Origin of the sequence: Streptomyces sp. NPDC001714, from assembly GCF_042892755.1 — a bacterium.
GTDB lineage: Bacteria > Actinomycetota > Actinomycetes > Streptomycetales > Streptomycetaceae > Streptomyces.
Genome location: NZ_JBIAUL010000003.1, coordinates 529,338 through 541,577 on the forward strand (window position 1 = coordinate 529,338; position 12,240 = coordinate 541,577).

The 12,240-nt window shown below is 71.2% G+C and carries 12 protein-coding genes; 8 read left to right on the forward strand and 4 right to left on the reverse strand.

Annotated features, from left to right (window positions below):
• The first annotated feature begins 370 nt into the window (after nucleotides 1-370).
• Nucleotides 371-691: a GYD domain-containing protein gene (locus ACFY0P_RS11115; RefSeq protein ID WP_388909814.1), complete on the forward strand. Its 321-nt coding sequence runs from the start codon at nucleotides 371-373 to the stop codon at nucleotides 689-691.
• Nucleotides 692-736: 45 nt separating this feature from the next.
• Here the strand turns inward: ACFY0P_RS11115 and ACFY0P_RS11120 are convergent, their stop codons facing one another.
• Together ACFY0P_RS11120 and ACFY0P_RS11125 are read right to left on the reverse strand one after the other, a co-directional pair.
• Entirely contained in the window at nucleotides 737-889 is a 153-nt protein-coding gene (locus ACFY0P_RS11120) for a hypothetical protein (protein ID WP_388909817.1), read from the reverse strand.
• A gap of 350 nt (nucleotides 890-1,239) precedes the next feature.
• A complete protein-coding gene (locus ACFY0P_RS11125) occupies nucleotides 1,240-1,731 on the reverse strand; it encodes a MarR family winged helix-turn-helix transcriptional regulator (protein ID WP_388909820.1) in 492 nt (163 codons plus the stop codon).
• Nucleotides 1,732-1,867: 136 nt separating this feature from the next.
• On the opposite strand from ACFY0P_RS11125, the gene ACFY0P_RS11130 reads away from it, so the two are divergent.
• From ACFY0P_RS11130 to ACFY0P_RS11160, 7 genes are all read left to right on the forward strand, one after another.
• A complete protein-coding gene (locus ACFY0P_RS11130; RefSeq protein ID WP_388909823.1) occupies nucleotides 1,868-2,236 on the forward strand; it encodes an HGxxPAAW family protein in 369 nt (122 codons plus the stop codon).
• 124 nt (nucleotides 2,237-2,360) lie between these two features.
• Complete coding sequence (locus ACFY0P_RS11135) at nucleotides 2,361-3,233, forward strand: DUF2797 domain-containing protein (protein ID WP_388909826.1); 873 nt, start codon at nucleotides 2,361-2,363, stop codon at nucleotides 3,231-3,233.
• A 275-nt stretch (nucleotides 3,234-3,508) separates the two neighbouring features.
• The gene (locus ACFY0P_RS11140) at nucleotides 3,509-4,249 is read left to right on the forward strand and encodes a response regulator transcription factor (protein ID WP_150134013.1); all 741 of its coding nucleotides are present in this window, start codon (nucleotides 3,509-3,511) and stop codon (nucleotides 4,247-4,249) included.
• The gene (locus tag ACFY0P_RS11145) at nucleotides 4,246-5,910 is read left to right on the forward strand and encodes an ATP-binding protein (RefSeq protein ID WP_388909829.1); all 1,665 of its coding nucleotides are present in this window, start codon (nucleotides 4,246-4,248) and stop codon (nucleotides 5,908-5,910) included. Before ACFY0P_RS11140 ends, ACFY0P_RS11145 begins: the two co-directional genes overlap by 4 nt.
• Nucleotides 5,911-5,924: 14 nt before the next feature.
• Nucleotides 5,925-7,418 (forward strand): glycosyltransferase, encoded by a 1,494-nt coding sequence (locus tag ACFY0P_RS11150; RefSeq protein ID WP_388909832.1) that lies wholly within the window; start codon nucleotides 5,925-5,927, stop codon nucleotides 7,416-7,418.
• Nucleotides 7,415-9,682 carry a glycosyltransferase family 39 protein gene (locus ACFY0P_RS11155; protein WP_388909835.1) on the forward strand — a complete coding sequence of 756 codons (2,268 nt, stop codon included), beginning with the start codon at nucleotides 7,415-7,417 and terminating at the stop codon, nucleotides 9,680-9,682. The genes ACFY0P_RS11150 and ACFY0P_RS11155 overlap by 4 nt, the downstream gene beginning before the upstream one ends.
• Nucleotides 9,683-9,970: 288 nt before the next feature.
• Nucleotides 9,971-10,705: a TetR/AcrR family transcriptional regulator gene (locus tag ACFY0P_RS11160; RefSeq protein WP_388909837.1), complete on the forward strand. Its 735-nt coding sequence runs from the start codon at nucleotides 9,971-9,973 to the stop codon at nucleotides 10,703-10,705.
• A gap of 126 nt (nucleotides 10,706-10,831) precedes the next feature.
• Here the strand turns inward: ACFY0P_RS11160 and ACFY0P_RS11165 are convergent, their stop codons facing one another.
• Nucleotides 10,832-11,305, reverse strand: coding sequence for a PPOX class F420-dependent oxidoreductase (locus ACFY0P_RS11165; RefSeq protein ID WP_388909841.1), 474 nt, complete (start codon nucleotides 11,303-11,305; stop codon nucleotides 10,832-10,834).
• Between the two features lie 54 nt (nucleotides 11,306-11,359).
• Nucleotides 11,360-12,181, reverse strand: coding sequence for a YceI family protein (locus ACFY0P_RS11170; protein ID WP_388909844.1), 822 nt, complete (start codon nucleotides 12,179-12,181; stop codon nucleotides 11,360-11,362).
• Nucleotides 12,182-12,240 lie beyond the last annotated feature (59 nt).

Genomic DNA, 12,240 nt, shown 5'->3' on the forward strand with positions numbered 1-12,240 from the left:
AACGGTGCGGCGCACTGACATCAACCGCTGACATCAACAGCCACGGACACCGGCGTACAACGGTGGACCGGCGTGGGTTGGGCCCCGTGAATTGTGCGCGCTCAAGGGCTGGTTGACGGGTCGCTCATCCAGGGGGAACACGCCTACGGATCAGAAGGTTGCAGGTTCGAATCCTGCCGAGTGCACACAGGTGAAAGGCCCCGGAGAGATCCGGGGCCTTTTGCGTTGTGGGGCGCCGGGTCGGGGCGGGCTTCGTATGTACATGCCGGTGTGGCTTCCGGGTGAATCCGGTCGCTTGTCGATCGGCCTACGACGTGACGGCGGGAAGGCCACTCTGCACACCGGACACATCACGGGCAGGGAGCCCCCTATGCCGAAGTTCCTCATCCAGGCCACCTACACGCCCGAAGGGACGAGGGGCTTGCTCAAGGAGGGCGCGAGTGGCCGCCGGGCGGCCGTCGAAAGCGTCGTCGCCGGCCTCGGGGGGACGGTCGAGACCATGTACTTCGCCTTCGGAGCGGACGATTTCGTGTGCATCCTCGACTTCCCCGACGCGGTCTCCATGGCCGCCGTCAGCCTGAGCGTCAAGGCCAGCGGCGCGCTCCACACCCGGGCCACCCCCCTCCTCACTCTCGACGAGATCGACGAGGCCGCCCGCCGCCAGGTCGCCTTCCGTCCGCCCGGCGCGTGAGCCAGGACGGCCTGGCGGTGTGCCCCGTTCGCTCGACGTCCGGGGTCAGCCTGCCGATGGGCGGATGTCGTCCAGGCTGTCGACGATCGTCACCGAGGACGGATGTGCGGGCGTGGGTACCTGGATGAGGATGGGGACGTAGACCACGTTGCCGTGCCGGTACTCGGCCTTCCATGAATTCCGGTAACACACGATCACGTTCGGACTGCGGTGTGCCGCATAACAGCGCTCGGCCTGCGATTCCTGTGACGGGAGAAGCGCGGTACAGCAGAAGACCGCGACCACGAGGCCGACGCTCGGAAGGGCTGCTCTCCGCATTCTCGTACGCCCCTTTCGGGGAGACTTGTCAGCGTTCTGAATTGCGTGGGGTCCGGCCCCGGGTGGCCGCGGCGGCACTCCAGCAGGTCCTTCACCAGCCATTTTCCCTCCATGGCCGGAGCCGCGCAAAAGATCCGGACCGGTCGAGACGCGTGGGAAGACGGGGATGAGGTGGGGAATTCCGGACCGGTGTGGGGTGCGCCCAGTCGCCGGTTCGGGGTCTCCGGGGCTCAGCAGGGCTCCGTCGAGTCGTTCCTGTTGAGTTTCTCCAGGTATGCGTGGGCGAGGGTGGTGGCGCGGGTGAACCAGTCGGTGAGGACGGCGAGTTCGTCGGGGGTGTAGTCGGCGAACAGGTCGGTGAGGCGGGCGTAGTGGCCGGCGTAGACGGCCTCGACTCGGGTGACGGCTTCCGGGACCGCGGCGACGCGGACCCGGCGGCGGTCGTCGGGGTCGGGGCGGCGGGTGACGTAGCCCGCGCGTTCCAGGCGGTTGAGGATGCCCGTCACCGCGCCGGTCGTCACATGGGCGCGCGCGGCGAGGTCGCCCGCCGTGAGCAGGTCGTCGCCCGCCTCCAGGACGAAGGCGAAACAGGTGAGGTCCGTGACGTTCACCCCGAGCCGCCGGGCCAGTTCCTGCTGGCCGATCACATGGGCCGCGATGAGGTGGTCCATGGCGGACAGTGCCCGGGCCGGGTCCCCGGGCGGTCGCGACGTGCCGTGCATGACCGTGTCCCGTTTCCTTGGAGATTCCCTTAGCGCGTGAGAGGTATGGGGAGTAAATTTCTCACTCGCTGAGGGATTCTAGTCGCCCTCGCGCCGGACTGTGTGTTTCCGCTGCCTATGAAGGGGAGGCGGGTACGTGAGTCAGCACGACGAAGGCCACACGGTGGCAGGGTGGACCGGTACCGCGATCGCGACCGTCGGAAGCGGTCTGCTGGGACTGGGCGTGTGTACGGTCTCGGCCGCCGCCCTGGTCGCGGGGCTCGCGGTGTGTGCCGTGAGTGTCCTGGTCACCTGGTATCTGCATCTCGCGGGGTGGGGCAAGCCGCCGGGGCCGCGGCCGCGGGCGCAGTGGCCCCTGCGGGTGCGGGACGCCGGCGCCCGCGACGGTCACCCCGGATGCGTCTCGTGCCGGCTGGCGGGCCGGGGGCGGCGTACCGCGTCGGCGCTCCAGCCGGTGTCCGGCGTCGGCGAGGCGGAGCCGGCGACCGCGGAGGCCGGCGGCTGACCGGGAGGGCCTGAGGGCCCCCGTCCGGCCGAACCGGGGAATCCTCCCGGCCGTTGTCGACTTCCCCCGGCCGTTGTCGGCTGCCCCGGGCCGTTGTCAGTGCCGCCCTCTACCCTCGCGAGTGATGGCACAGGTGTGGAAATGCTCGGGGCTGCGGTGGTCGGACGACGGACCCGTGCTGCGGTGGTCCGGCGGACGGCGCAGTCCGCTCGCCCGGGGGAGGCGCGTGGCCTTCGGGGTCGCGGACGGGGGTGTGCGGGAGTGCGTGGGAGCGCGGGGGCATGCCTGCCCGACCCGGACATCCGTGTCCGGCAGGAGCACCGGAGCCCGGTGCGAGGAGTGCGCGCGGCTGGACCGGGCGCACTCCGTGGCCGCCGACACCGTCGCCGACGATCCCCGGCCGTACCACGTGTATCTGGCGTGGTTCGGGCCCGGCATGGTCAAGGTCGGGATCACGGCGGTCGAGAGGGGGTCGGCCCGGCTGCTGGAGCAGGGGGCGGTGTGCTTCAGCTGGCTGGGCGCCGGGCCCCTGATGGCCGCCCGGCGGGCCGAGGAACTGTTGCGGGCCGCGCTCCGGGTGCCGGACCGGATCCCGTACGGCGACAAGCGCGTCGTACGCGCCCGGCTGCCGGTGACCCCGGCCGAACGGGCGGCCGAGGTCGAGGAACTGCACGCGCTTTCCGTCGCGCTGGGCGGCTGGCCCGAGTCCCTCGTCCCCGAGCCCTGCCAAGTCGTCGATCACGTACGGCTGTTCGGGCTGGACGGGGTGCCCGCCGCCGTCGGAGAGGTGGCCGAGCTGGTGCCGGGCGGCGTGGTGAGCGGCGAGCTGGTCGCGGTGGCAGGGCCGGACCTGCACCTCGCCACCCGGCGCGGTGTCGTCGTCCTGGACACGCGCTTGCTGCCCGGGTGGGAACTGACCGCCGCCGGGGCCGGAGACGATGGCCAACTGCTGGTTCCGGTGCGGGGGTTCGAGACTCCCCAGGACGGGCTCTTCTGAGCGTCGGCAGTCCGGGAGGAGCCGGCGGAGCCCTCGCCGCGCAGGAACCGTTCCGGGTCGGTACGCTCTCATCAGCGGTTCATCGGCACTTCATCGACGGTCCGGGGCACGCCCCGGAAGGACATGATCCGCACAGCTCGGCGCGAGCGCGGTCACGAGTTCATGCACACGTGAGGGGATTCCCAGGCGTTGCCTGAGAGGCGCCTGTGTGTTTCTTAGGGAAATCACAGATTAGTGAAAGCGTGTTCTCAGAGGACCCCGACAAGGTGTCCACCATGACCACGACCTCGCCCCAGGGGCGCACCGAACTGCTGAGGCCGGACGGGAGCCCCGTCCGAGTGCTTGTGGTGGACGACGAGTTGTCGATCACCGAACTCCTTTCCATGGCCCTCCGTTACGAGGGCTGGCAGATCCGGAGTGCGGGCGACGGCCAGGGCGCCATCCAGACCGCCCGGGAGTTCCGCCCCGACGCCGTCGTCCTGGACATGATGCTGCCCGACATGGACGGCCTCACCGTGCTGGGGCGCCTGCGGCGCGAACTGCCGGACGTGCCGGTGCTGTTCCTGACCGCGAAGGACGCGGTCGAGGACCGGATCGCGGGTCTCACCGCCGGCGGCGACGACTACGTCACCAAACCCTTCAGCCTCGAAGAGGTCGTGGCCCGGCTGCGCGGGCTGATCCGCCGCTCCGGTGCCGCCGACCGGCGGTCCGACTCCGTGCTCGTCGTCGGTGACCTCACCCTGGACGAGGACAGCCACGAGGTCTCGCGGGCCGGGGAGTCGATCCACCTCACCGCCACCGAGTTCGAGCTGCTCCGCTTCCTGATGCGCAACCCGCGGCGGGTGCTGAGCAAGGCCCAGATACTCGACCGCGTGTGGTCGTACGACTTCGGCGGCCAGGCCAACGTGGTCGAGCTCTACATCTCGTACCTGCGCCGGAAGATCGACGCCGGCCGGGAGCCGATGATCCACACCCGGCGCGGCGCCGGCTACCTGATCAAGCCAGCCGCGTCATGAGCGGGCGACGACGGCCGCGTGCGCAGAAGCGACGAGCGGGTAAGCCGCGCACCCTGCGGACTCGGCTCGTCGTCGTGTCCGTGACGCTGATCGCGGTCGTCTGCGCGGTGATCGGGACCGTCACGACCCTGGTGCTGCGCGATCACCTCTACGGGCAGCTGGAAGGCAAACTGGGCGAGGTCGCGGCGCGCGTGGCGCCTCGCGACTTCGGCGGGCCCCTCGGCAACCGGCTCAAGAACAACGGCACCGGGACCGGCTCGGCCACCGGCAGCGCCGGGCCCAGCCAGGATCAGAGCGCCGACGGCACGACCGACCTCTCCAAGTTCGTGACGGGTCCCCAGCCGGACGGCACCATCGCGGCCACGGTCCAGAACGGCACCATCACCGACTCCAAGCGAGGCGTGAAGTCCAGCGACGACTTCTCGATGAGTGCCAGGGCGCTCACGGACGCCCAGCTCAAGGTGCTCAACTCCGTCTCCCAGGACCAGGGGATCCACAGCGTGGAGATGCCGGGCCTGGGCACGTACCTCGTCAAGTACGCGGACAACGGCACCAGCGGCTACTACGTCGGTATCCCGACCGCCGACGTCGACGGCACCATCAACACCCTGATCATCGTCGAGATCAGCCTCACCGCCTCCGGTCTCATCGCCGCCACCCTGGCCGGCACCGTGATGGTCAACGTGGCCACCCGCCCCCTCCGCCGCGTCGCCGCCACCGCCACCCGCGTCTCCGAACTCCCCCTCCACACCGGCGAGGTGAACCTCAGCGAGCGGGTGCCGGACACCGAGTGTGATCCGCACACCGAGGTCGGCCAGGTCGGCTCGGCGCTCAACCGGATGCTCAACCACGTGCACGGCGCCCTGCACGCCCGCCAGCAGAGCGAGATGCGGGTACGGCAGTTCGTCGCCGACGCCAGTCACGAGCTCAGGACCCCGCTCGCCTCCATCCGCGGGTACGCCGAGCTGACCCGGCGCGGGCGGGAGCAGGTCGGGCCCGACACCCGGCACGCCCTCGGCCGTATCGAGTCGGAGGCGGGACGGATGACCCTGCTCGTGGAGGACCTGCTGCTGCTGGCCCGGCTGGATGCGGGCCGCCCGCTGCAGTTCGAGCACACCGATCTCATCCCGCTCGTCGTCGACACGATCAGCGACACGCGCGCCGCCGGCATGGACCACAACTGGCGCCTCGACCTGCCCGACGAGCCGGCGCTGGTCGCCGCCGACGCGGCCCGCATCCAGCAGGTGCTGATCAACCTGCTCGGCAACGCGCGCAAGCACACCCCGCCGGGCACCACGGTCACCGCCCGCATCCAGCGGCGCGGGCCCTGGATGTGCGTCGACGTCGAGGACAACGGGCAGGGCATCCCGCCGGATCTGCTGCCGCACGTCTTCGAGCGGTTCGCGCGCGGCGACTCCGCGCGGTCGCGGTCCACGGGTTCCACCGGTCTCGGGCTCGCCATCGTGCAGGCCGTCGCGACCGCACACGGCGGTGCCGTCACCGTGGACAGCGTTCCCGGCCGTACGGTGTTCACCCTCTATCTGCCCGCGCTTGCGCCGGCCGCCCCGCAGCCCGCCCCGCAGCCCGCCCCCGAAACCAACTGGCAATCGCACTCACAGGCACAGCACAGTGCCACCACATGGGTGCAACAGGGCGCTTGACGAGAGTCGGTGCCATGCGAACCGACTCTTCTCCCGGCACCCTGCCGGCGCGGGAGCACCTCCCGGCCGGTAACGCCGGTACGCCTGTCCTGGACGTAGTGATCCCCGTTTACAACGAGGAGAAGGACCTCGGCCCATGCGTCCTCAGACTGCATGACCACCTCAAGCGCACGTTTCCGTACGCATACCGCATCACCATCGCGGACAACGCGTCCACGGACACCACTCCCCAGGTGGCGAAGCGGCTCGAGGCGGAGATCGCCGAGGTGAAGTCGTTCCGGCTGGAGCAGAAGGGCCGCGGCCGTGCGCTGCGGACCGTCTGGTCGGCTTCGGACGCGCCGATCCTCGCGTACATGGACGTGGACCTGTCGACCGATCTGAACGCGCTGCTGCCGCTGGTGGCGCCGCTCATCTCCGGCCACTCCGACCTGGCGATCGGTTCCCGGCTGGCCCGCTCGTCGCGCGTGGTGCGCGGCGCCAAGCGGGAGTTCATCAGCCGCTCGTACAACCTGATCCTGCGCGGCTCGCTGCAGGCCCGCTTCTCGGACGCGCAGTGCGGCTTCAAGGCGATCCGCCGCGATGTCGCGCAGGTGCTGCTGCCGATGGTCGAGGACACCGGCTGGTTCTTCGACACCGAGATGCTGGTGCTCGCCGAGCGTGCGGGCCTGCGCATCCACGAGGTGCCGGTCGACTGGGTCGACGACCCGAACTCGACCGTGCACATCGTGAAGACGGCGACCGAGGACCTCAAGGGCGTGTGGCGGGTCGGCAAGGCCCTGGCCACCGGTTCGCTGCCACTGGACCGGGTCGCCCGCCCGTTCGGCGACGACCCGCGCGACCGCGACATCCAGGACGTGCCGAAGGGCCTGGCCCGCCAGCTCGTCGGATTCTGCGTGGTCGGCGGCCTGTCGACCCTTTTCTACCTGGTCCTCTACAGCCTCTTCCGCGAGTTCTCCGGCTCGCAGATCGCCAACGCGCTCGCGCTGCTGGTGTCGGCGGTGGCGAACACGGCCGCCAACCGGCGCCTCACCTTCGGGGTGCGCGGCCGGGGCGGGGCGGTCCGGCACCAGGCGCAGGGCCTGGTCGTCTTCGGCATCGGCCTCGCGCTGACCAGTGGCTCCCTCGCCGCCCTGAACGCGGCGAGCAGCGACCCCTCGCACTCCACCGAGCTGGCGGTGCTGATCGCCGCCAACCTCGCGGCGACCGTGCTGCGCTTCCTGCTCTTCCGCGCCTGGGTCTTCCCGGACCGCGACGGCACCGGCGAGCCGGAGTCGACGGTGGTGGCCCAGCACCACCCGTCGTCCCCGACGTACCCGACCGGCGGATACCAGCCGCACCAGCCGCACGGCCCGCTTCCGCAGCGCCCGGCGCACCCGCCGTACGCCCAGAGCGGCACCACGACCACCCAGTTCCGCGCCGGTGAAGCCGCGGACGGCACCTGGAGGGACAGCACCATGCGGTTGCAGCCGGTGCGCCCCCACGACACCGAGCCGGGGGACCCCCGATGAGTACCGACACCGACCACACGACCCAGTGGGGCCCGCCCCCGACCGCGCCCCCCACGGCTCCCCGGCGGCCGCAGCACGCGCCGGACGCCGAGGCCGTCGCACCGCCACCGGCGCCCGGGGCGGGTGAGCCCCAGCAGCCCTTCGTACGGAGACTGTGGCGCGGCCGCCCCGAGGACCCCCGCTGGGTACGCCCGGCCTTCTTCGGCCTGCTGCTCGCCACCGCGGTGCTGTACTTCTACAACCTGAGCGTCAACGGCTACTCCAACTCCTTCTACTCGGCCGCCGTCCAGGCGGGCACCAAGAGCTGGAAGGCGATGTTCTTCGGCTCGCTGGACGCGGGCAACGCGATCACCGTCGACAAGCCCTCGGCGTTCATGTGGCCGATGGAGATCGCGGCCCGGATCTTCGGCCTGAACTCCTGGACGATCCTCGGCCCCGAGGTCCTCATGGGCGTCGGCACGGTCGCGGTCGTCTACGCCTCCGTGCGCCGCCGGTTCAGCCCCGCGGCCGGCCTGATCGCGGGCGCCGTGCTCGCGCTCACCCCCGTCGCGGCGCTGATGTTCCGGTTCAACAACCCGGACGCCATGCTGGCCCTGCTGATGGCGCTGGCCTGCTACTTCGTGGTCCGCGCGGTCGAGGACGGCCGTACCAGGTGGCTGGTGTGGGCGGGCGTGGCGATCGGCTTCGCCTTCCTCGCCAAGACGCTCCAGGCGTTCCTGATCCTGCCGGCGCTGGCGTTCGTGTACGCGGCCGTCGGCCCGCACACGTGGAAGAAGCGGATCGGGCAGCTGGCCCTGGCCACCGGCGCGCTGGTGGTCTCCGGCGGCTGGTGGGTGGCGATCGTCGAGCTGTGGCCGGCCTCCTCCCGCCCCTACATCGGCGGTTCGCAGGACAACAGCTTCCTGTCCCTGACCTTCGGCTACAACGGTCTCGGCCGCATCAGCGGCGACGAGACCGGCAGCGTCGGCGGCGGTGGCGGCGGCACCGGCTCCGGCCGCTGGGGCGCGACCGGCTGGGACCGGATGTTCAACGACGAGATCGGCAGCCAGATCTCCTGGCTGATCCCGGCCGCGCTGATCCTCCTGGCCGCCGGTCTGGTGGCGACCAAGAGGCTGAGGCGGACATCGGTGACCCGGGCCTCGTTCCTGGTCTGGGGCGGCTCGCTGCTGATGACCATGATCGTGTTCAGCTACATGGCGGGCATCTTCCACCAGTACTACACGGTCGCCCTCGCCCCCTACATCGCCGCGGTCGTCGGCATGGGTGCGGGACTGCTGTGGGAGAAGCGCGCCGAGCTGTGGGCGTCGATCACCCTCGCCGCCGCCGTGGTCTCGGCCGCGGTCTGGGGCTACGTCCTCCTCGACCGCACCTCCTCCTACCTGCCCTGGCTGAAGTACCTGGTCCTGATCGGCGGTCTGGCCGCCGCGCTCGGCCTGGTCTTCGCGGGCCGGATCTCGCGTCAGCTCGCCCTCGGCGCGGCCGCGGTCGGTCTATTGGCCGCGCTGGCGGGCCCGACGGCGTACACCCTCTCCACGGTGAACTCCGCGCACACCGGCTCCATCCCGACGGCCGGTCCGGCCGGCGCCGGCATGATGGGCTTCGGCGGCGGTCCGGGCGGCGGCCGCGGCGGCTTCGGCGGCGGTGGCGGCTTCGGCCAGAACCAGCAGGGCGGCAACGGCACCACGCAGGGTCAGGGGCAGGGCCAGAACGGCACCGGCGGCGTCCCGGGCGGCGGTACCGGGGGCTTCCCCGGCGGTGGCACGGGTGGCGGCTTCGGCCAGAACCAGCAGAACGGCAACGGCAGCACGCAGAACGGCACCGGCGGGTTCCCCGGCGGCGGCCGGACGGGCGAGGCCGGCGGCATGGGCGGCGGAGGTGGCGCCGGCGGTCTGCTGAACGGCGCGACCGTCAGCTCCGAGGCCAAGGCGCTGCTGCAGAAGAACTCCTCCCAGTACACCTGGGTCGCGGCGGCCATCGGCGCCCAGAACGCGGCGAGCTACCAGCTGTCCACCGGCGACGCGGTGATGGCGATCGGCGGCTTCAACGGCACCGACCCGTCCCCGACGCTCGCCCAGTTCAAGAAGTACGTGGCGGACGGCAAGATCCACTACTTCATCTCCTCCGGCACCGGCGGCGGCATGATGGGCGGCAGCAGCAGCGGCACGTCCTCGCAGATCTCCTCCTGGGTCGGGAAGAACTTCAAGAAGGTGACGGTGGGTTCGTCCACCTTCTACGACCTCACGCAGAAGGCGAGCACCGGCTGACGGACTCCTGAACAGCGGCGCAAGGGCGGTGACCTCCTCGGTCACCGCCCTTTGCCGTACGTACGACGGGTGCCGGGAGAAGGCCGGGGTGGGGGCCGCTGCCGTCGTCGCCGGGGGGTTCGTGGCCGCGGGGCCTCTCAGGAAGGCGGAGAAGAAGGTCGCCTGAGGGGGTGGGGGTACCTGTCCAGGGTGCGGGCTCGTTGTGGCTGGTCGCGCAGTTCCCCGCGCCCCTGAAGGGGCGTTGGAGTTCTAGCATCTTCAGAAGTGGGCGTGGAGGAAGGTGTGTCTATGGCGCGGGCCAGTGTGTGGCTTGAGGAGGAGGGCGGCAAGGGCGGTCGCAGCGGTCAGCCGTCCGGTCTGGACCGGGCCCGGATCACCTCCGCCACCGTCCGGCTCCTCGATGCCGACGGGCTCGACAAGTTCTCCATGCGGCGGCTGGCGGCCGAGCTCAAGGTGACCGCCATGTCCGTGTACTGGTACGTCGACACCAAGGACGACCTGCTCGAACTCGCCCTCGACGCGGCCTTCGGCGAGCTGCGCCTGCCCGACGCCGCCGCCGGCGACTGGCGGGAGCAACTGCGGGCGCTGGCCACGGAGTACCGCGCCCTGCTGGTGCGCCACCCCTGGCTCTCCCCGCTGGCCGGCCGCTACCTCAACATCGGCCCCCACTCGCTCGCCTTCTCCCGAGTGGTCCAGCAGGTGGTGCGCCGCGCCGGTCTGCCCGCGCACGGCGTGACCGGCGCGATCTCGGCCGTCTTCCAGTTCGTCTACGGCTACGGCACGATCGAGGGCCACTTCGCCGAACGCGTGGCAGCGGCCGGCATGACCCCGGACGAGTACTTCGACACCGCGATGACCGCGGTGACCGAGACCCCGGCGACAGCCCGGATCGTCGAGGAGTCCAGGGATCTCATGGCGGCAAGGGGCGGCGACACGGTCGCCGAGATGCTGGACAGGGACTTCGCGTTCGCGCTGGACCTGCTGATCGCGGGAATCGAAGCGATGGTGGCAAAGGGCGCCTAGTCCCCCCTAGGGGCGCGGGGCTGTGTCCGACATGCGGCTCCGCCGCGTGGGCGCGACCGGCCACAGCGAACCCGCACCCGCGAACGGCGACGCACCCCCGAGCTCGCAGGCGCCCGGCCCTCCCCCTTACGCGTCCGGCGAAGCCAACCGTGCCGGAAAACCCCCCGTGGCCACCGGCCCCCACCGCTCCGGCGTCACCCGGATGATCGACTTCCCCTGCTTCACCATCGCCGCCCGGTACTCGTCCCAGTCCGGATGCTCCCCGGCGATGTTCCGGTAGTACTCCACCAGCGGCTCCACCGACTCGGGGGAGTCGATCACCTCGGCGCGTCCGTCCACCTGCACCCACGGCCCGTCCCAGTCGTCGCTCAGGACGAGCAGGCTCACCCGCTCGTCCCGCTTCGCGTTCCGCGTCTTGGCCCGTTCGGGGTACGTGGAGACGACGATGCGCCCGGAGTCGTCGACCCCGCAGGTCAGCGGCGACCCCTGCGGGCTGCCGTCGGCGCGTCGGGTGAGCAGGATCGCGCGGTGGCGGGGTCGTACGAAGTCCAGCAGTTCGTCGAGGGAGACGGCGGTGTTCGTCGCGATGTTCGGTGCCATGGCGCCAGCCTAGGGCCGCGGAGCCCGCTCAGCATGTCCCTGCCGGGCTCACGTTCACCCCTGCGGCAGCGACTCGCCCTGGACCGCCTGGACCTCCAGCTCGATCTTGAGGGTCGTACCGATGGCGGCGATGCCCGCCTGCACCACCTGGTTGTAGTTCATGGCGAAGTCCTCGCGGTGGAGCTCGGTCGTCGCGCGGAACGCGGCGCGCGTGCCGCCCCACGGGTCGGCGCCGGTGCCGAGGTAGGCGAGGGCGAGGTCGACCGGTCGTACGACACCGTGCAGCGCGAGCTCGCCGTGCACCGTCCAGCGGTCCGAGCCGGCCGGCGTCAGGCCCGTCGAGAAGTAGGTGATCTCGGGGTGGCGTTCGACGTCCAGGAAGTCGGCGGAGCGCAGGTGGGTGTCGCGCATGCCGTTGCCGGTGTCGATGGAGGCGGCCCGGATGACCGCCTGGACGCGGGACTTGGTGACGTCGTCGGGGGCGATCTCGATCCCGGCGCTGAAGTCCGTGAAGCGGCCGCGGACGCTGGAGATGCCCAGGTGCTGGGCGACCGCGCCCACGGTGGAGTGCGCGGGGTCCACCGTCCACGGGCCCGGCGGGGGCAGCTCGGTGCCGCCCTGCCGCGCCAGCGTCACCGCGCCGATCTCGGCGCGGCCGCTCGCGGTGACGATGGCGCTGGAGGCGGCGGGCGCGTAGCCCAGCGCCGTGACGATGACGGTGTACGCCCCCGGCGCGAGCGGGTTCGGGTCGCGCACCGTGCCCTCGTCGTCGGCCTCGGCGCGCAGCACCTGGCTGCCGGTCATGTCGGTCACCGTGACGACCGCGTGCGACACGGCCCATCCGTCCCGGGTGCGGATCCTCGCGGTCAGTCCCATCCCGTCTCTCCCTGCGAACACTCGGACGTTCATACAGTCCGACAGTCAAACGATTACAA